The sequence below is a fragment of the Pelosinus baikalensis genome (assembly GCF_020819555.1).
Lineage (GTDB): Bacteria > Bacillota > Negativicutes > DSM-13327 > DSM-13327 > Pelosinus > Pelosinus baikalensis.
This window is the reverse complement of sequence record NZ_JAJHJB010000045.1, coordinates 16696-36030: the sequence shown is the minus strand read 5'-3', so window position 1 is coordinate 36030 and position 19335 is coordinate 16696. Positions and strand designations below refer to the sequence as shown.

18 protein-coding genes, 1 pseudogene and 1 other annotated feature are annotated in these 19335 nt (G+C 38.5%); of the genes and pseudogenes, 3 read left to right on the top strand and 16 right to left on the bottom strand.

Features of this window, described 5'->3' with window-relative positions:
* Nucleotides 1-221: 221 nt before the first annotated feature.
* From LMF89_RS21720 to LMF89_RS21665, 12 genes are all read right to left on the bottom strand, one after another.
* Complete coding sequence (locus LMF89_RS21720; RefSeq protein WP_229536911.1) at nt 222-1019, bottom strand: undecaprenyl-diphosphate phosphatase; 798 nt, start codon at nt 1017-1019, stop codon at nt 222-224.
* A 489-nt stretch (nt 1020-1508) separates the two neighbouring features.
* The gene (gene pfp, locus LMF89_RS21715; protein WP_007957316.1) at nt 1509-2768 is read right to left on the bottom strand and encodes a diphosphate--fructose-6-phosphate 1-phosphotransferase; all 1260 of its coding nucleotides are present in this window, start codon (nt 2766-2768) and stop codon (nt 1509-1511) included.
* Nucleotides 2769-3152: 384 nt separating this feature from the next.
* A complete protein-coding gene (gene sigH, locus LMF89_RS21710) occupies nt 3153-3890 on the bottom strand; it encodes an RNA polymerase sporulation sigma factor SigH (RefSeq protein ID WP_229536910.1) in 738 nt (245 codons plus the stop codon).
* Between the two features lie 143 nt (nt 3891-4033).
* Complete coding sequence (locus tag LMF89_RS21705; RefSeq protein WP_007957319.1) at nt 4034-4549, bottom strand: NYN domain-containing protein; 516 nt, start codon at nt 4547-4549, stop codon at nt 4034-4036.
* 60 nt (nt 4550-4609) lie between these two features.
* Complete coding sequence (locus LMF89_RS21700; protein WP_229536909.1) at nt 4610-5962, bottom strand: VanW family protein; 1353 nt, start codon at nt 5960-5962, stop codon at nt 4610-4612.
* Nucleotides 5959-6711 carry a 23S rRNA (guanosine(2251)-2'-O)-methyltransferase RlmB gene (gene rlmB / locus LMF89_RS21695; RefSeq protein WP_229536908.1) on the bottom strand — a complete coding sequence of 251 codons (753 nt, stop codon included), beginning with the start codon at nt 6709-6711 and terminating at the stop codon, nt 5959-5961. The genes LMF89_RS21700 and rlmB overlap by 4 nt, the downstream gene beginning before the upstream one ends.
* Before the next feature lie 267 nt (nt 6712-6978).
* Nucleotides 6979-7665 (bottom strand): FAD-dependent thymidylate synthase, encoded by a 687-nt coding sequence (gene thyX, locus LMF89_RS21690; protein WP_007957334.1) that lies wholly within the window; start codon nt 7663-7665, stop codon nt 6979-6981.
* The gene (locus LMF89_RS21685) at nt 7662-8162 is read right to left on the bottom strand and encodes a Mini-ribonuclease 3 (protein WP_007957336.1); all 501 of its coding nucleotides are present in this window, start codon (nt 8160-8162) and stop codon (nt 7662-7664) included. The genes thyX and LMF89_RS21685 overlap by 4 nt, the downstream gene beginning before the upstream one ends.
* Nucleotides 8159-9604 carry a cysteine--tRNA ligase gene (gene cysS, locus LMF89_RS21680; protein WP_229536907.1) on the bottom strand — a complete coding sequence of 482 codons (1446 nt, stop codon included), beginning with the start codon at nt 9602-9604 and terminating at the stop codon, nt 8159-8161. Before cysS ends, LMF89_RS21685 begins: the two co-directional genes overlap by 4 nt.
* Nucleotides 9585-10262 (bottom strand): serine O-acetyltransferase, encoded by a 678-nt coding sequence (cysE, locus tag LMF89_RS21675; RefSeq protein WP_229536906.1) that lies wholly within the window; start codon nt 10260-10262, stop codon nt 9585-9587. Before cysE ends, cysS begins: the two co-directional genes overlap by 20 nt.
* A gap of 182 nt (nt 10263-10444) precedes the next feature.
* Nucleotides 10445-10659: a binding site (T-box leader), on the bottom strand.
* Between the two features lie 122 nt (nt 10660-10781).
* Complete coding sequence (gene gltX, locus LMF89_RS21670; RefSeq protein ID WP_229536905.1) at nt 10782-12245, bottom strand: glutamate--tRNA ligase; 1464 nt, start codon at nt 12243-12245, stop codon at nt 10782-10784.
* A gap of 136 nt (nt 12246-12381) precedes the next feature.
* Nucleotides 12382-12648: a hypothetical protein gene (locus LMF89_RS21665; RefSeq protein ID WP_007957344.1), complete on the bottom strand. Its 267-nt coding sequence runs from the start codon at nt 12646-12648 to the stop codon at nt 12382-12384.
* Nucleotides 12649-12972: 324 nt separating this feature from the next.
* Here LMF89_RS21665 and LMF89_RS21660 point away from each other — a divergent pair, with 324 nt between their 5' ends.
* On the top strand, nt 12973-13530 hold the full coding sequence (locus LMF89_RS21660; RefSeq protein WP_229536904.1) for a rubredoxin-like domain-containing protein: 558 nt from the start codon (nt 12973-12975) through the stop codon (nt 13528-13530).
* A gap of 240 nt (nt 13531-13770) precedes the next feature.
* On the opposite strand, the gene ispF is transcribed toward LMF89_RS21660, so the two are convergent.
* The 4 genes and pseudogenes from ispF to LMF89_RS21640 form a co-directional block, all read right to left on the bottom strand.
* Nucleotides 13771-14247, bottom strand: a complete 477-nt coding sequence (gene ispF / locus LMF89_RS26480) for a 2-C-methyl-D-erythritol 2,4-cyclodiphosphate synthase (RefSeq protein ID WP_229536913.1) — start codon at nt 14245-14247, stop codon at nt 13771-13773.
* Nucleotides 14248-14304: 57 nt separating this feature from the next.
* Nucleotides 14305-14994: pseudogene (gene ispD / locus LMF89_RS26475) on the bottom strand (2-C-methyl-D-erythritol 4-phosphate cytidylyltransferase); the annotation flags it as partial.
* A 374-nt stretch (nt 14995-15368) separates the two neighbouring features.
* Nucleotides 15369-16496, bottom strand: coding sequence for a PIN/TRAM domain-containing protein (locus tag LMF89_RS21645; RefSeq protein ID WP_229536912.1), 1128 nt, complete (start codon nt 16494-16496; stop codon nt 15369-15371).
* A 127-nt stretch (nt 16497-16623) separates the two neighbouring features.
* A complete protein-coding gene (locus LMF89_RS21640) occupies nt 16624-17118 on the bottom strand; it encodes a CarD family transcriptional regulator (RefSeq protein WP_007957352.1) in 495 nt (164 codons plus the stop codon).
* Between the two features lie 302 nt (nt 17119-17420).
* On the opposite strand from LMF89_RS21640, the gene LMF89_RS21635 reads away from it, so the two are divergent.
* Together LMF89_RS21635 and spoIIP are read left to right on the top strand one after the other, a co-directional pair.
* The gene (locus LMF89_RS21635) at nt 17421-17813 is read left to right on the top strand and encodes a nucleoside triphosphate pyrophosphohydrolase family protein (protein ID WP_007937864.1); all 393 of its coding nucleotides are present in this window, start codon (nt 17421-17423) and stop codon (nt 17811-17813) included.
* Nucleotides 17814-17969: 156 nt separating this feature from the next.
* Nucleotides 17970-19160, top strand: a complete 1191-nt coding sequence (spoIIP, locus tag LMF89_RS21630; RefSeq protein ID WP_229536903.1) for a stage II sporulation protein P — start codon at nt 17970-17972, stop codon at nt 19158-19160.
* Nucleotides 19161-19335 lie beyond the last annotated feature (175 nt).

The following is a 19335-nucleotide window of genomic DNA, read 5'->3' as shown; positions in this document are numbered from 1 at the left end:
CCCGCAACATCCTCATTACAAGTGAGGTGCTCTACCAGTTGAGCTATTCCAGCATTTCCTTTGACAAGATTAAATTATATCACACTTTTTATCTTTTGTAAATAGTGTTTTTCTATGTTTTTTCCACCTGTCAACTGCTGCTTAAATAATATATTACATTTTCATTCTCCTGTCAATGTTTTTTCTTGTAGAGAGGCAATCCAATTGTCACCATTGCCGCTTTACAAGAAAAAATAATAATAGGATATGGCAGCTACTATAAAGCGATAGTAGGCAAAAGAAGCCAAGGTAGACTTATTTAGAAATTTAATAAACCAAATGATTGATATGTAGGCTACAACAAAAGCAACTGCAAATCCAATGGAAAACATTTGTACATCAGCTATGTTCAACTTATCCCAAACTTTTAATAAATCATATATACAGGCTACTGCCATAAGAGGAACAGCGATAATAAAGGAAAATTCAGCAGCAGCACTACGGCTTAACCCCAGAAGAAGTCCTCCAGAAATAGTAGAACCTGAACGAGAAAAACCAGGCCATAGAGCTAGCACTTGAAACAGCCCTACAAAGAAAGCTTGCTGCAATGTTATTTTATCAACATCCGTAGTTACAGGGCGCTTTGCTACTTTCTCAGCAACTAACATAAAGATGCCTCCTACAACTAAGCCAATAATAACCGTAAAAGGCGAAAACAGATATTCTTTAATTGGCTTATGTAATAAGTATGCAATGCCCATAACTGGAATAACACCAGCCAAAACATGTTTAATGGACAATCCATTGCCAAAAATATTTAACTGTTGCGGTTTTAACATACGAGAAAATTTCTCTTGATATAAGAAAAGTACCGATAAAATAGCACCTAACTGAATAAATACTTCAAAAACACTAGCCTTTTCTCCTTCAAACCCCAACATACTTCCTGCTAAAATCATATGTCCAGTAGAAGAAACGGGCAGATACTCTGTCACACCTTCCACAATACCAATTATCACAGCAATTAAATTTTCATTCATTCCACCACATCCTTATTTATTAAAATAACCATAAATGTTATTATATCGCAAAATTAATGTAAAGCACACCCTTTTTGTTAAAAAAGGTTTCTAAAAGCACAAGAAAAACGCTACGCGTCCTTTAAAAAATCGATAAAGCGAATGGAACCACAAAGACGCAAAGGACACAAAGGGGTTTTATTTATTTTTTCGTGCACTCCTTTGTGTGCCGCGTTAGCGGCATTGTGCCTTTGTGGTTCATAAAATCTCATCTTTTTCGCACCTAAAAACTTATACTTCTATGTCTTACAAGAAAAACGCTAAGCATCCTTCTAAAACATATAAAACGAATCGAACCAAAGAGGCACACAAGAACACTGAGAAAAGATAAATAGGGTTAAAAACCTCTGTGTTCAACGTTCCCCTAAGCTTATAAATTCTACTATCAAGCACAAAAAGGAAAGGGATCTAAAATAAATCCCTTCCCTTGCTTATCTCCATTCTTTACAATTAATCTAACAAATATGCAAATCGCTTCACAAAATCATCAGGATCTACATTAATTGTCAATGCCATTTTTTTCAAATCTGCTTGAGAGTATAAATCATCCTTTTCCAAGCGAATCATATATTCTCGAGCAATTCGGTATTGAACAGATTGTACATTTACCATACGAACCTGAGTTTTCTTTGTTCTCATATCCAGTATTCCCTCAAAAGGAATCGGTACAATTTTATTATTTTGAATGGTAATAAGAGCATCTGTCCCATTATTCTTTAAGAATTCAAAGGCAGCAAACCCCAAATCGCGCGTATATTCGATATCAAATGCATTAGGAGAAGCACAACGCAATTCATAACCGATTTCTTTACCAACAATGGTCATTTTCAGCCCTAAATCGGCAAGATTTTTCACAACTGCCTGTTTTAGCAACTCAGGGAAATTCAACTCTGTATAGCGAATATGTCCATGTTCATCAAAACATGTACAATCCAGCTCCTTTAGATCTTCCACTGCTATTTTCTCCACTAATCCTTCAGCAATAACAGCCACGCCATAATTGCGTTTCCCTGCCAGTCGTTTAATAATGGAACCAACTAAAATATCAACCAGCATCTGCAATCGAATGGTTTTATCCCCAAATTCTTCTGGAATAATCGTCAGTGTAGCACCTGAACTCTTCCCGATGCCTAAGGATAGATGTCCGGCTGTGCGCCCCATGGCTATGGCAAAATACCAGCGATTTGTAGTTTTCGCATCTTCCATTAAATTCGTAACCAGCTGACTCCCTAACGCCCGGGCTGTTTCAAAACCAAAAGTAGGAATCCCCTCTGGCAGCGGTAAATCATTGTCAATCGTTTTAGGTACATGCACTACCAGAAGATCAATCTCCAGCACCCTCCTGGCATATTCCGCTACCTTACAAGCTGAATATGCAGTATCATCCCCCCCAATCGTTACTAAATGGGTAACACCCATTTCAATTAATGTATTTACTACATTTCGCAAATGAGCTTCACTCTTAGTCGGATTGGCTCTGGCTGTTCCTAATATGCTGCCGCCATCAAGATGTATCCGGCTAACCATGTCTATGGTTAAGGGCACTACATGTTTCTCCCCATTACACAAATGAGTGTAACCTTCATAGATTCCCATCACATTCCATCCATTTTTTATGGCTTCAATGGTGACTGCACTAATTACACTATTCATGCCAGGTGCCGGACCACCACCACACAAAATTGCTATCGTTTTTTTTGTTTCTAACATACTGTACTGTCCCTCCATAAATTCGTAATTATTATTTTTACCTTTAGAACTTTATGTCTAGATTAAGTAAAGTATTCATCCTATTCATGCATTCATAGGATTCCTCCTATCTCTACAAAATTCATTGGGTATATTTTTCTTAATTTTCTCACTTTTTAGTTTTCTACATCTGTAATAAAATTCCTTTTCAAAAAGTAAAACAATTTTAATCGCGACCTTTGCGGTTCACGATATAATTTTTTTTGCACATAAAAAAAGATTTGGCCTAGGCCAAATCTATCAGGTCACAAAGAATATTTCATTTTTATGTGCAGAATGAAACAAGCTTGTGTATTCCATAAAAATAGAAAAACAAAGCTTTAGGCTAAGTTTTTCTTATAGATTTCAATCATTGTTTTTATCACCATAACCACTCAATCCTTGGGTTTCTTTGCCAAATCCCGCAAGACCCTTGTACATATCTTGAATATCACTGTCATCTCCACGGTTATCCAAGTATCTCTCCAATTTACGTTTTACGCGTTGAAGAGCATTATCAATTGACTTGACATGACGATCCAATTCTACAGCTATTTCCTGATAGGATTTTCCATCAAGATAAGCCATGAGTACTTTCCACTCAAGATCGCTTAAGATCTCTCCCATTTTTTCTTCAATATCAATAAATTCTTCTCTACTAATGACCAATTCCTCAGGATCGGATATTTTAGAACCTGATAATACATCTAACAACGTTCTATCTGAATCTTCATCGTAAATCGGTTTATTTAAAGATACATATGAATTCAAAGGTATATGCTTTTGTCTGGTAGCTGTTTTAATCGCCGTAATGATCTGGCGCGTCACACAGAGTTCAGCAAAAGCGCGAAAAGAAGAAAGCTTATCAGTACGAAAATCACGAATAGCCTTATATAATCCAATCATTCCTTCTTGGATAATATCTTCGCGGTCAGCGCCAATCAAAAAATATGACCTAGCTTTCGCCCGAACGAAATTGCGATACTTGTTAATCAAGTAGTCGAGTGCGATTGTATTATCACTTTCTTTTGCATCAAGCACAATTTCTTCGTCACTCATATTTTCAAATGAGCCATACAAATCGCATTGAGTATTAAAACGCATCGCATCGCCCCCACTTTCAAATTGCCACACATTCACAAAAAGAAAATGCACTAAAGGATTAGTGCTCTAAGTTATGTGTACATGCCACTTCAAAGCAAATTATACCTCACAGCTCTCTATTTCGTCAAGCTTAACTTGTCCAACTACACCCGTTTACGTAGTTCATGTAAACGTTGAACCACATCACTATTTAAGCGACTCTCTAATTCATGCCGTCTGTAGGTAAGCTGTGACTCACTAAAACCATCTTTGATTAGCTTATTCACTTTCTTCACATCTTGTAAAAGTTCCCTGGCAGAAATGCGATATGCTCCAGCTCCTAATATAACCATTTGTTCCACCCAATCAGAGGTAACCACATACACCAGCTTTCGCTGCCGCACCATATCATATGCCATTCTTTCGATATGACTATCGGCAGTTTCGCCCTCTTGCGTATAGATGACGGATACTTGTCCAACAAGATTCTCAAATACTGCAGCGCCGCTTACTGCATTTGCATCAAAAATAATCGTAACAGCCAAATCTTGAAAGGCACCATAACTGGCCATCATATCAATTAATTTATCCCGAGCGTCTTCCAAATTATCTTTGCGAGCACTCAATTCCGGCCAAGCATGAATTACATTATACCCATCAACCAATAGAATGTTTTTCATAAAAATCTCCCATAGCCTCTGCCTAAACTGCATTCTAAATGTATTTACTAGTCCATATGGTTATTTCGATTTTTGCTTCTTATCAGTCTTGTCAACCGTAGGAGGCATCTTCTTACCTACTTTGACTATCGTATCCTCTCCCAGATATACATCTTTTGACAATACTTCTTTGGAAATCTGCCGTCCCTTTGACCATACGACTCTGAGAGTTGTTAATGCATAACCCGGTCTTCCTTCTTGCTCTACCAGTGTTTCCCCCAAATATAAATTATCATCCTCTTTCTTGACAATTATTGGCGGAATCGTTTTCTGACTCTCATGCTGAATTTCTACCTTTTCCACTAAAGGATGCGGCCCCAAAATTCCAACTACCAATTTATTATCCTCTACCTCTGCCAGAATCAATAAGGGCTCTTTAGTATTATTCATAAACTGAAAATCCAGTGCACCATATGCAACTGTAGCATCCCGACCTAAGGGTACATAGCTAAGAGGCTTCGAATGATTGGATCTTTCAACAATTTTTAAATTTGCTAAAAGAACAGCATTATACAGCGTAGAAGAAACTTGACATATTCCTCCGCCAATGCCTGGAACAAATTCACCATCTACAATTTCTAAAGCTTCTTTGAATCCATACTCTTTTTCTCGTGGTCCTACTATTTCGTTAAAAGAAAAAATCTTTCCAGGATATACGATGGTTCCATTGGTGTTCAAAGCAGCTAATTTGATATTGTCTGTACGGTTGGCGTCTCCACTATTAAAAGTTGTCGTATAACTGCTCAAGATTTCCTTCATGCCTGCATTTGTAATATCTTCCATAGTTACTTTCGGGTGGATTACTTTCACTGGCAAGGTTATCTCAGCGCGATTCGATGTTTTGAATGCATCTAGAATCAGTGGACGCAAAGCATCACGATCCAAAGCATATCCTAGTTCATGAGGAACAATTGTCCCGGTCCACAAATTAATAACCGCATTACGAGGCGGACGATCAATCGCATCTTTCCATTGCTGGATTAGACTTTCTAGCTTGACTTCATTATACTTGATGGTTAGAAGGATAGGATAGCCCTTTTCCCAGCCATTCTTAATATTTTGTACTCTTTCCCACCAAGAACCACGCCGTCCATAATTCCAAACTTGATCCAATGTAGCATCCGCATCAATGCCCAAGTCAATATTGTCAGCATCTACATTTGATTTTATATCACCATACTGCACTACAATTGATTTCTTATGATACTGAGTTTGCCATGATGACAATAATTGAACTACCTCTTCCCGACTATATCCGCCAATATCCACGCCTTCTAGTATTACACCTTTATATACCTTAGGATACCAAGAGAAAAGGATAAGAACTATGACCAAAATCCCCAGCGCGGTCATTCCTAACCACGTTTTCTTCACTTATTTTTCATCTCCCGCTGTCTGACAACCTCATATAAAAGTAAGGAACAGGCAACGGAGGCGTTCAAAGAACTTATTTTACCATGCATGGGAATTCGGACTACAAAATCACAATGTTCTTTGGTCAAACGTCCCATCCCCTTGCCCTCATTGCCTACAACGACAACAATGGGTCCTGTCAAGTCTGCTTCATAGTAATTTTTTTCTCCATCCATATCTGCCCCGACAATCCACATTCCTGCTTTTTTTAATTCTTCCAAGGTTTGCGAAACATTGCCAATTCTGGCTACTGGTACATATTCTACTGCACCAGCCGAGGTTTTAGCCACAGTACTTGATAAAGGACAGCTGCGCCTTTTTGGCATCAATACACCATGTACGCCTGCGGCATCAGATGTACGTAAAATAGCTCCAACATTATGAGGATCTTCTAATTCATCCAATAGTACAAGAAAAGGCGTTTGGTCTGGTGCTGTCGCTTTGGCTAAAATATCATCCAGTTCAGCATAGGCTACTGGTGGTATGCTAGCTACGATTCCCTGATGCTTTTGTCCGTCTGTCATCCCATCTAACTTGTTCATTTCTACCTCTTGTATGATAAGCCGCCTCTCACGAGCCAAGGCAATCACTTCACGAATCGACCCTTGTCTTTCTCCTTTTGCTACGAATATTTTATTGATCGGACGACGACTTTTTAAGGCCTCCATCACACTATTACGCCCCATAATAAACTCTTCTGATTCAGCCATTATATATCCCCTTCCATTTATCATTTAACGACATCTATTTTTCCCTTTTTTGCTGCTAGGTATGTGTACCGATCATTTTCTCATAACTAAATTACACCATGGGAGCAAAAAATCCTGCTTACATACTCTATCCACATGGCAATCGTCAAGAATAGATACAAAATGAACCACAAAGACGCAAAAAGAACACAAAGGGGTAGATCTGTTACTTCCTTTGTGTACCGCGGCAGCGGTATTGTGTCTTTGTGGTTCATTTCATTTTTCAAACTATTTTTTAGCACTCCCTTGCATAGCTGCTAAGCGACCACAAGTTAGCTCACCTTCACCACAGTAATTGCTGGTTATACAAGTTGGTCCTGCTTTCTTAAAAAGAAGGGGAGCAATTTTTTTTACTTCCTTGAGCATAAGTTCTGCTAAACTTCTAATTTCCCATTGTGCTCGTGCGCAACAGCGCAATTCAAAAAAATGCAATAAGGTTCTAGCATTCATCGTTACTACAATTTTAGTTTCCGCAGCATTAGCTAGACAATATCTTGCATCTTCCTTGTGAACCCCTAATTCTACCAATTCATTATATGTACTTTGAATCGTCCCCATCAATTTTTCAAACTTTGCTTTAGCAAGTTCATTAGCTGCTATAGCAGGAGGCATAATATATTCAAAATCATGTTCACTAACATAACGCTGAGATTGCTGCGAATAAGAGGCTATACGATGACGAACCAGCTGATGAGTTAGCACCCGGGATACGCCTTCAATTGCAAAGGTAAAACTTACATGTTCTAATGTGGATAGATGTTCCATTTCGACAATCTTACTTACCAATTTCTCCACCTGGGTATTCGACATATTTTCCACTAATTCCTCTGCCCCAACTGGTGAATAGCAAAGTCTTGCAGACATTGCTACCATTCGTTCTGGCTCAGGAGTATGAGATATCAATTTTACTTTCATTTCTTTTCCTCACTATTCTTGGCAGCCTTTGTCATTTCCCGGGAAATAACAGCAAATGCTTTTTCCACAAGTTCTGACAAACGCTCGTAATTTTTTCCTAAATATAAATAACCTAACAACGCCTCAAAACCTGTACTATTACGATATTCGGCAACAGTAGCACTTTTGGGAACTGTTGATTTCGCGTTCCGTCCTCGTTTGACAATGCTCATTTCCTGCTCAGTTAGCTGATTTTCCAAGGACTGATACGCTACCGCCTGCATGGTGGCTGATACGATTTTAGAGTCGAGGGTATGTAACACCCGTACTTTATTTTGCTCGTAAGCCAGCAATGTTGTACGCACATAGAGCGTAAAATATGCATCACCCACATAAGCAAGGACCAAAGGGTGTAAACGCTCCACAGGTACATTTTTATATTTTATAGGGGGAGGTCCTTCCCCCTCGTTTTCTTGAAAGACATTATTCAGCAAAAATTGGAACTGATCAAATTTCATCGTTTTTTCCACCTAACGCCTTGAGAAGAATCTTCTAAAATAATTCCCACTGCCCCTAGGCTATCACGAACTTTATCGGCTACCGTCCAATCCTTATTCTGCCTAGCATGTTGCCGAATCTCAATGATAATATCCATTAATTGCTCTACCAACTCTTGACTGTCATCCACCTTACCCGTCTGTTCCTGCACAAATATTCCTATAATATTCGCCATCATAAAATAAGTTTGGCGAAGAACAATATAGCCTTCAGTAGTGTGCTGTACTTTTCCAGCAATCACACCATTATAATATACATTAATTTCCTTGGCTAAGCCAAACATTACACTAATGGCTAACGCCGTATTAAAATCATCATCCATAGCTTTACAGAAGTCTTCTTCTGCCTGCTTTGTCACTTTTACCAATTCATCAGCTTTATTTTCATTTGCAGCATCTGGCAGTTTTTCCAATTGCAGCACATTTTCCACAGCAGTACGTAATCTCTCTAAACTACGCTGCGCTTCTGATAAACGCTCATCACTAAAATCAAGAGGGCTGCGATAATGTGTAGACAGAACAAAAAAGCGTAATACTTCCGGAGAGTAATGCTCTAAAATATCTTTTACTAAAAAGAAATTTCCTAACGACTTACTCATCTTTTCTTCATTTACGGTAATAAAGCCATTATGAAGCCAATAGCGGACGAAAGGCTGACCTTCTTCCACAAAGGCTTCCGACTGGGCAATTTCATTCTCATGGTGAGGAAAAATCAAATCACTGCCACCGCCATGAAAATCAAAACTATTTCCCAAATATTTTAGAGACATTGCCGTACATTCAATGTGCCAACCTGGTCGCCCCTTTCCCCAAGGGCTCTCCCAGGCTGGCTCACCAGGCTTAGCACTTTTCCATAAGGCAAAGTCCATAGGATGGTGTTTGCGCTCATCTACATCCACTCTGGCGCCAGCTTTCATATCTTCAATGTCTCGACCGCTCAATTTCCCATAGTCATTAAATTTTTCCACACTGTAAAATACGTCACCGTCAACAATATAAGCATAGCCTTTTGCTACTAAACCTTCAACAATGTTAATAATTTCTGTCATATGATCGGATACCGTTGGATATATATCAGCCCGACGAATGTTTAATTTATCCATTACTTCAAAATAAGAGGCAATATAACGGTTAGCAATCACATCCCAAGTCACACCTTCGTTATTGGCGGCTTTAATAATTTTATCATCAACATCTGTAAAGTTTTGCACATGAAAGACTTCGTATCTACAGTGCTCAAGATAGCGTTTAATTACATCCCAAGTAATAAAAGGTCTGGCATTCCCAATATGCGGATGATTATAAGGCGTTACCCCACAGACGTACATCTTAACTTTGCCAGCCTCATGAGGTATGAACTCTTCTTTTTGCCTAGTCATCGTATTATATACTTTTAATGCCATTTTTCCTTAGCTCCTCTTCTAAAAGATTGATTCGTTCTTCCATTTTAAACATATGATGCTGCAAACACTGCAGCATTTCCTGCACTGGATCTGGTAAATCATCATGTTCTAAGTCAATAATCTCAACACCATTTATCTTTTTACCATTATGCCACACAATTTGCCCTGGAATACCTACCACGGTGGAATTAGGAGGTACTGTCTTTAAAACAACGGAACCTGCACCAATTTTAGAATTATCTCCTACTGTAAAGGATCCTAATACTTTTGCACCACTGGCAACTACCACATTATTCCCAATTGTAGGATGGCGTTTGCCTTTTTCTTTACCCGTCCCCCCCAAAGTTACTCCCTGGTATAATGTGACATTCTCCCCCACTTCCGCCGTTTCCCCAATAACAATACCCGTACCATGATCAATAAATAATCCTTCTCCAATAGTAGCGCCAGGGTGAATTTCGATCCCTGTTATAAATCGCGCTATATTAGAGATCATACGAGGAAAAACAACCCACCCTCGCTTATAAAAATAATGCCCAATGCGATGCAACCAAATCGCATGAAGTCCAGGATAACATAATAATACCTCCCACACACTTCTTGCAGCCGGATCACGTTCAAATACCACCCTAATATCCTTTTGTAACCGTGCAAACATAAGATGTTCCCCCCTCTTAATATAAAGAAGACTTGATTCAGATGGAGTTTTAACTCCATCTGAATCTTAGTCGCACTTATCCTTAGGACTTAGCCGCTCTTAACTCCCACTTGTAAGAGATGGGAGTCTTAGAGCGGTTTAGTCATCGGATAAAATATCAACAAAAAAAGACCACTATCTCGTACAGAGACAGTGGTCCGTGGTTCCACTCTGCTTAGGCACCAAAATGCCTCTTAGATGCACAATAACGGTTGCTACCGAATTGACCTACTATACATTCAGCCAACTTGTTCGTGGGTGCATTTTGGGCGTCTCTTTCCTAGTACCGCTCTCAGCCGGTGGCGTTACTTCTCTGGAAGGCAGATTTACACTTACTTTTCCCAGTCATTACATTTTTCTTATATATGTATGCAGTATCACCTGACTTGGTTACCCCATAAAGCGATAACTACTCAAGTTGTGCTTACTCTTCATTTTATCTTATTATGAAATTATACTAAGAGAGGGTAGGTGTGTCAATTAGATTTTAGCTAATGTACTAGTTATTCTGCTCAAGATTTTTTCTCTGCCAATTAAAGCAATAACTTTATCTAAATCCGGACCATGCATTTTACCCGTTACTACAACCCGCAGAGGCATAAAGACCTTTTTACCGCCTAATTTTAATTCTTTTGTAATACTTTTCAAAAGAGCCTTAACACTAGGAGCATCTACAACGTCTAGCCCTTGTAATTTTTCACAAAAGCTCTTGATAACAGCAGGAACATCTTCGTCGCGTAAAACCTCAGCAGCTTCCTCATTTTCAAATTCAACTTTTTCCGTAAAGAAAAGATCTATATGATTCACAATTTCTGCTGCATAACTAATATACTCTTGCAATAAAGCCACAACTTGCGTCAGCCATTCTCGATCTTTGGCAGATAACTCCTCACCAATATACCCAGCTTGTCTCAGATGAGGCAAAGCAAGTTCTGTAATTACTTCTGGAGTGGCTTTCTTAATATATTGAGCACTAATAAAATTTAATTTATCCACATCAAAAACTGCAGGATTTTTTGCTACTCGGTCCATAGAAAATTCTTCAATTAATTCTTCTAATGAGAAAAATTCTTTTTCCCCACCAGGCGACCAGCCTAAAAGAGCCAAAAAGTTTACAATCGCTTCTGGTAAGTAGCCTAAATTGCGATATTTCTCAACAGAAGTAGCACCATGACGTTTACTCATTTTCGTACGATCCGCACCTAAGATCAGCGATATATGACCAAATGTCGGTGGTGTAAAACCGAGGGCTTCGTATAATACGATTTGCCTAGGTGTATTCGATAAATGTTCTTCTCCACGAATTACATGGGTAATTTTCATTAACGCATCATCAATCACAACGGCATAATTATATACGGGAATACCATCTGATTTCACAATCACAAAGTCCCCCACACCATTTGAATCAAAGCTCACCGTATCCCGCACCATATCCTTAAAGATAATCTGCTTATTTTCTTGTACATGAAAACGTACTGTAGGCTTACGACCTTGGGCGATGAAATTATCCTTCTCTTCTTGTGTAAGATGCAGGCATTTGCCGCCATAATGAGGAGTCTCTCCCTTATCCGATTGCAGCTGACGTTCCTCATCCAGCTCTGCCTCACTACAATAACAATGATACGCTCTACCCTCATTTAATAATTGTTTTGTATAAGTGCGATATGTATCCAAACGTTCAGTTTGACGATAAGGTCCATATTCTCCGCCTACATCAGTACCTTCATCCCAGGTGATTCCCAACCATTTCAGTGCATCTTTAATATTTTCTTCTGATTCTTTTGTAGAGCGTTCTAAATCCGTATCTTCAATCCGCATAATAAATTTGCCATTATACTTTTTTGCCAATAACCAATTAAACAACGCCGAACGAGCGCCTCCAATATGAAAAGGACCCGTTGGGCTTGGTGCAAATCGCACTCGAATATCCTGCTGTAACATGCAAATTCCCCTCCAAAACGTCTTTCTAGCCATCATGTATATAGTTAGTTCCATATAATTCTAGCAGATTCTCTATATTTATGCAAAAAAAGCTTTTGGCACTCGTGGTCTTATACCCCAAGTGCCAACACTGCTGTTACTCCACTTTTATCACAAATAATCCATCTACCAAATCCGGGGCTATAAATGTCGTCCTTGCATTAGGAAATGCCGATACCGGCTTAGCACCATCACCTAAAATAGCCAGTCGCCAGACAATCTGATTGTTATACCAGAGTTCACCACATGTAGTACCATCTTCTTGACGTACAACATTTATATTCACCATATATTCTGCAGCCAATGCTGCACTCGGCCAGACTAATGCTGTTATCATAAGTAACATACATATTCTTCTGCGCATACATACTCCTCCTAGATTTATCATACTCTCTCTTAAAAACAACTACCTAATAGCACAAAACTATAAGCGTAGGTTAAGTAACAGGTTGAAGCGTTAGCTATGCTCATCCTTTGCCGTACTATAATGAGACTTTTCGAGAGACTACTATCACAATGCTACATAAAATCCAGATTATTTATAATATGTATCAATTCACAAATTTTATACAATTACCCCTTATTTCTACTTTGATTTTGTAAAAATACAGGAAAATATAAATGAATCGTGAATTATTTATAACAGGTAAACTTTAGCATTTTAAGAGCATTAATAGGAGGTAATAACATGAAAACTTATGTCAGATGTAAAGCCTGCGGATTCATTATGGACGAAAACCACGTTGAAGACCTATGTCCAGCTTGTGGCTTACCAAAGACAGTCTTTGAACCGTATACGAAGAAGATTTCTCCTCGCCGCACATTTATTATTGATCAGCATCTTCATCCGATCAGTGTGCATTTTCCTCAAGTCTTTATTGCCGTCATCCTTTTCATGCTAAGTCTTTCCTTCTGGGTAGAAGATCCACTGCGGGGCGAATTCCTTATCGCTGCTAAACTTTCCATCATCGCTTTCCCCTTCTCTGTACTACTAGGCTTTATTACAGGCTTAATCGATGGAAAAATTCGCTTTAAAAAATTAAAAACACCACTCCTAGTCCGCAAGGCAATTGTCGGTGCAGTCCTCCAGGTCTTATCCATTGCGGTCCTATTTTTATATCTCGCTAATGGCTTTACTACAAACAGCATGCTAATCATTATTGTACTGAGCATTTTATCTACTATTTGCGGTATTTACCTAGGCCGAGCAGGTTCTACCATGTTTAACTCCATGATGCCCGGCTAAATGACAATACGTAAGTAGAAGAAAACCTTTAACTCCGTCCTAAGAAATATAAAACGAATCGAACCACAAAGACGCAAAGGACACAAAGGGTTTTATTATATTTTTTGTGTACTCCTTTATGTGTACTCCTTTATGTGCCGCATCAGCGGCATTGTGCCTTTGTGGTTCATAGAATCTCTTCGTTTTTGCCTATAAACTAAAACTGCCAGCCCTTTTATCAGGCTGGCAGTTTTATGTTTATTATACTTGCAGGATCGATGCTACAGCATAGGCCGCAATGCCTTCTCCCTTACCTGCAAACCCTAATCCTTCTGTTGTAGTGGCTTTTACATTGATTTGCCCAATCTTAAGCCCAAGAGCAGCAGCAATATTACAATTCATTTCTGGAATATACATTGCCACTTTAGGTCTTTGGGCCACAATGGTCGCATCCAAATTATGCACAAGATAACCATGTTCAGCAATAATTTCTCCCACCCTCTTTAGCAAGAAGAGACTAGATACTCCCTTATATTGCATATCTGTATCCGGGAAATGCCTGCCAATGTCACCTAATGCTGCCGCTCCTAAAAGAGCATCTTTTATCGCATGTAACAATACATCTGCATCAGAATGTCCATCTAATCCTAATTCGTAAGGTACCTCTACACCACCGAGTATTAACTTGCGGTTCTCCACCAATTTGTGGACATCATATCCCATACCAACGCGCATCATTTCGTTGTTGTCACAACCTTTACTATCCAGAATACTCCTTCGTTCCTTTAGCAATGCCTCAGCTATTGTTAAATCCTCGGGAGTTGTAACCTTTAGATTATCGTAACAGCCGCATACAATCTTAACCCTTACGCCCAGTCTCTCAACAAGAGAAGCATCATCTGTACCAACAAAGTTATCCTGCTCAGCTTGCTCATATGCTTTACGTAATAAACGAGCATCAAACCCTTGTGGTGTTTGTACTGACCACAACTTGCGACGCTCTAGCGTACCCGTAACCCAGCCATCTTCATCTACCGTTTTAATTGTATTTTTTACAGCTACAGCAACTACAGCCGCCTTATGAACAACAGAAGCTTGAATGACGTTAGTAATACATTCTTCTGTTATAAGAGGTCTGGCACCATCATGCACTAGAATTGTTTTTGTCGTGTTAGGAACTACCTTGATAGCATTTGCAATAGAATGTTGCCGTTCTCTACCACCTGCCACGACTTTCCAAGGCTTAATCCCTGTCAAATTACATAGCATCGTTTGCACTTGATCCACTTCATCAGGGGCAACGACGACTACTAAATTATCCACCTCAGAACAGGCTGAAAAAGTTAGCACACTATGTAATAATACAGGCATATCAACGAGCGGCAAAAATACTTTATTGCCTCCCCTCATCATCCTTTTTCCCTGCCCTGCAGCTGGTATAATCACTGTAACCACTATATTATCCTGCCTTTCCCATAAATACATCATCACTTATTATATCTTATTGTTCGATTATTGTTGCCAAATAACCTCTTTTAAAGCAATAAATTACTTCTCCTTATTCTATTAGAAATTCTCCATCTTGCCAAGTCATAATACTTCCATTAGCCTAGCAATAAGAAAAATACTGCGTAATTCTTAAAGAATATAAAATGAACCACAAAGACGCGAAGGACACAAAGGATTTTATTTATATTTTTGCGCACTCCTTTGTGTGCGCGTCAGCGGCATTGTGCCTTTGTGGTTCATAAATATTTATATCATAAGAAAGTCAGAAAACCTTGCTTTACAAAAAAATGTCTTCGAGACTGTTCATCAACAGATCTCGAAGACATTTCCCGTTATTATACATGATTGCTTTAAGCGCCTTTTTCAATGCCTTTAGGCTTTGCAAAAATCATTCGTCCAGCAGCTGTTTGCAATACAGATGTTACTAATACTCCAATGGTATCCCCCATATGTTTCTTACCACTATCAACGACAATCATTGTGCCATCATCAAGATAGCCAACTCCTTGCCCAAGTTCTTTACCATCTTTTACAACATGTACAACCATTTCTTCTCCTGGCAATACTACCGGCTTAACCGAATTGGATAATTCATTAATATTCAAAACAGTTACACCTTGCAGTTCAGCAACCTTATTTAAATTATAATCGTTAGTAACCAGCTTACCTTTCATCAATTGAGCTAACTTAACAAGTTTTGCGTCCACTTCCGCAGTATCTTCAAAATCTTGTTCACTGATTTCTACATGCAACCCTAGCTCTTTCTGCATACGATTTAGGATATCTAAACCTCGGCGCCCGCGATTCCGTTTTAACGAATCAGAGGAATCAGATATATGCTGTAATTCTTCTAACACAAACATGGGAACCACAAGAACACCTTCAACAAAACCACTTTTACAAATATCAGCAATTCGACCATCAATAATAACACTGGTATCTAGGATTTTATAGCTTGGCTTCGTAATAATCTTTTCTTTCTGCCGCTCTTTTGTCTTCCAAGGAAAAACTGCCATTAACCCAATCATTTCTTCTCGTTTATGAATAGCAATATTCACTCCCAGATATCCCAAGATAATACTAATAATTCCAGGAACATAGCTACCAATAAGCGGAATATGCATAAATGCAGAACCAATTAAATTCGAAATGATCAAACCAACAGCCAGTCCTATAGAACCGGCAATAACATCAGATACTGGCATTTTATTAAGCCTGGCTTCTACCCAATAGGTAAACTGCCATAAATATTTAATAAAAAAGGGTGCCAATACATAACCAATAATCCCACCTACTACTCCACCAAAAACAGCTACCAAGATGGTAACGATTGTATCATCACTGCTAATAAATCCTACTTTTAAAAATTCGCCACTCAACATAGATGATAAAAAGGAACTGGTGCCTAGCCATTTTGCTGTCATCAAACCTGAAACAGCTGCTAATAACGTAATGACAAATCGCAAAATTTTGTCCAACAAACTTACACCTCCCTTACTATTTATTTATTATATAAGACTTTCTCCATTCCCACAAGTCTAGTATCACAACTAAGACCTTCTGGAAACATTATCTATTATACCCTAACATTAACAAAAAAATACGTCAGTTGCCTGGCGTATTTTCTTTCATTAACTCATCTATCCATTCTTCTATACTGCCTAAATCCTTACCACAAGCTAATACCAACTCACTTACCATAATTTTCCTAGCAGTTTCTAGCAACCTTCGTTCACCTGCCGAAAGCTTTTTTGCATTGTCCTGAAGAATAAGATTCCGTACTACTTCAGCCACTTCATAGATGCTGCCAGTTTTTATCTTTGTTAAATTTAAATTAAATCTTTTATTCCAACTAGCCGTTTCTTGTACCGAAGTAGCCCTTAATATATCCACCACTTTGCTAATTCCGACTTCGTCAATTACTTCTCTAAGTCCAATATTTTCTACATTCTTCATAGGAATCATCACTCTCATGCCACCGTAAGGCATAGTGAGAATATAATAATCTTGCAGTTGCCCAAACACTTCATGCTTTTCAATTGCTTCAATGACACCGGCACCATGCATGGGATACACTACTTTGTCCCCTATAGCTAACATAGCATCAACTCCTATAGTAGGTAGTATATCACAAATAAAAGACATTGTCAAAATTGTATATTTTAGCATAGCATATTAATTATTGTCAAATAAAATTTTGACCTCATAATCGATTTATTGAGGTTTATATCCCAATACCTCTGATTATATGCTTACTTTTGCCTGTAAAGAATATTTTGAAAATATTTATTATGTAATGATCACAGAATCAAATCTCCTAAAATTCAAATTCATGCCTGTACAAATATTGACAATCATAGAGTTAAGTTTATATAATTAACATCAAAGTGAGGTGTTTATTAATGGATGAGAAATGCTCTGATTTTCAAACCGCTGTAGATGACTATTTAATCCGTCATCGCAGTATTCTTGATATTATGACAAAATACCAAGAAGCAAGTGCCCGAGTAAATCGTGCTTTTGCCAAAACAGTTACCGAATGCGGCTGTGTCGCCGTAAATGCCACCCGCCAACAAGCACCTGCTGATATTGAATATAGTGACTTAAAGCAATTTATGTCTTCCCATTTATCAGGTGAACCTTGCGAACAATGTAAAGAAGTACTTACTAAAGAACTCGGTCATAGTTTATTTTATCTAGCTGCACTTTGCAATTTATCAGGAATTAGTCTCAATGAAGTGATGCGCAGGGAATGCAACACCGTTACTACTTTAGGATTTTTTCATCTATCCTAATCGTAAATTACAAACACTTCCTTCGAAGATAAAACCTTTAATTTTACAGTGAACACGACTATTATAGTCGTGTCTTTTTTATTACATAAAGGACTTACCATGAGGACATGATACAACTATGATGAGGTTATTTATTACAGATAATGAGGTGGTATCATGCATTTTTTTCAAGCATTAGTTTTTCTATTTCTGCTTTTTTCGACTTTTTCTCCTTGTACGCGGGCAGCTTTTTCTCCTGCTATTGATGAGCTGGAATCAGGATATAATACAATTGTCGATGAGAATGATCAAATTATTTTGCAGTCAGGATTGGTCCTTCATGTGGGTGATCGATACATTAGTGAGGATAATAAGTTGTATGAAATTACCACAATAGAGGGTTCATTAGCAAAAGCTCGTTATATAGAATCCGAACCCACTCTTTCTTTAGAAACGGAGCTTATTACCGTGCAAGGAGCAGCTGACAGCAACCAGCCAATCATTGCCATTTATCATACTCATACCGATGAATCTTATATTCCCACAGATGGTAACTCAACGACTCCTGGCGAAGGTAGTATTATGAAAGTCGGTGATCGTTTTAGCAGCCGTCTCAAAGAACTAGGGTATCAGCCCCTTCACAATAAAACACTGCATGAACCTCATGATGCCAATGCTTATCAACGCTCTAGACGTACCTTTATGAAACTGCTCGAACGCCAGCCTGCCGCCCTTTTTGATCTCCATCGTGACAGTGGACCTCTTGCATTTTATAAGACAACCATTAATGGACAAGATGCCGCTAAAATTTTATTAGTTGTGGGTCGGCAAAATCAAAATCAAGCCACTACTCTCCAATATGCAAAAAGAATAAAAGCAAATGCGGATAAAACGTACAAGGGATTAATACGAGGTATCTTTATGGCCCGCGGTAATTATAATCAAGATTTAAATCCTCGTTCTATGTTGCTAGAAATGGGAACCCAATATAATACGCGAGAAGCTGCAGAACACAGCGCTGCTTTATTTGCTGATATCCTTCCTTCCATTATTACTCCAAAGCCACTTCCTGCTTCTCCCACACCAAAAGCAGCAGATACGACGATACCTGGTACTACTTCCTCAAATGATACAGGCAATGGTGGAAATACGATTACAGAGACTTCTGCCGGGAATGTCGCAAATATACAAGATGCAGGTATCACGGTTAGCAATATTCTATCCATTATCGGAGCTGTGCTGCTTGGCATTATTGCGTATCTCTATCTTAGTACCGGCAATTGGCAAGAAGCAAAAAATAAACTACATAAATTCTATAAATATGAATTTACTAACTTTCTTGGACCACGCAAAAAAAGAAAAGATTAGGGGGTGTCTTCAAACTAGGGGAATGATCAATGACGAGTGAATTTTGTGCCAAACAAGGAAAAAATTTGTAGGAATAATGGTCCTTATTTCAAAAATTTTTAACGAAGTATGGTGCAAAATGCGCCGTCAGTGAACGTTTTGATAGTTTGAAGACACACCCTAACTATACATCATC

Excerpts from the sequence above, each read along its gene's own strand:
- LMF89_RS21720 (WP_229536911.1), bottom strand. The coding sequence starts at position 1,019 with ATGAATGAAAATTTAATTGCTGTGATAATTGGTATTGTGGAAGGTGTG.
- pfp (WP_007957316.1), bottom strand. The coding sequence starts at position 2,768 with ATGTTAGAAACAAAAAAAACGATAGCAATTTTGTGTGGTGGTGGTCCG.
- sigH (WP_229536910.1), bottom strand. The coding sequence starts at position 3,890 with ATGCGTTTTAATACTCAATGCGATTTGTATGGCTCATTTGAAAATATG.
- LMF89_RS21705 (WP_007957319.1), bottom strand. The coding sequence starts at position 4,549 with ATGAAAAACATTCTATTGGTTGATGGGTATAATGTAATTCATGCTTGG.
- rlmB (WP_229536908.1), bottom strand. The coding sequence starts at position 6,711 with ATGGCTGAATCAGAAGAGTTTATTATGGGGCGTAATAGTGTGATGGAG.
- thyX (WP_007957334.1), bottom strand. The coding sequence starts at position 7,665 with ATGAAAGTAAAATTGATATCTCATACTCCTGAGCCAGAACGAATGGTA.
- LMF89_RS21685 (WP_007957336.1), bottom strand. The coding sequence starts at position 8,162 with ATGAAATTTGATCAGTTCCAATTTTTGCTGAATAATGTCTTTCAAGAA.
- cysS (WP_229536907.1), bottom strand. The coding sequence starts at position 9,604 with ATGGCATTAAAAGTATATAATACGATGACTAGGCAAAAAGAAGAGTTC.
- cysE (WP_229536906.1), bottom strand. The coding sequence starts at position 10,262 with ATGTTTGCACGGTTACAAAAGGATATTAGGGTGGTATTTGAACGTGAT.
- gltX (WP_229536905.1), bottom strand. The coding sequence starts at position 12,245 with ATGTTACAGCAGGATATTCGAGTGCGATTTGCACCAAGCCCAACGGGT.
- LMF89_RS21665 (WP_007957344.1), bottom strand. The coding sequence starts at position 12,648 with ATGCGCAGAAGAATATGTATGTTACTTATGATAACAGCATTAGTCTGG.
- LMF89_RS21660 (WP_229536904.1), top strand. The coding sequence starts at position 12,973 with ATGAAAACTTATGTCAGATGTAAAGCCTGCGGATTCATTATGGACGAA.
- ispF (WP_229536913.1), bottom strand. The coding sequence starts at position 14,247 with ATGATGCGCGTTGGTATGGGATATGATGTCCACAAATTGGTGGAGAAC.
- LMF89_RS21640 (WP_007957352.1), bottom strand. The coding sequence starts at position 17,118 with ATGTTAGCTATAGGGGACAAAGTAGTGTATCCCATGCATGGTGCCGGT.
- LMF89_RS21635 (WP_007937864.1), top strand. The coding sequence starts at position 17,421 with ATGGATGAGAAATGCTCTGATTTTCAAACCGCTGTAGATGACTATTTA.
- spoIIP (WP_229536903.1), top strand. The coding sequence starts at position 17,970 with ATGCATTTTTTTCAAGCATTAGTTTTTCTATTTCTGCTTTTTTCGACT.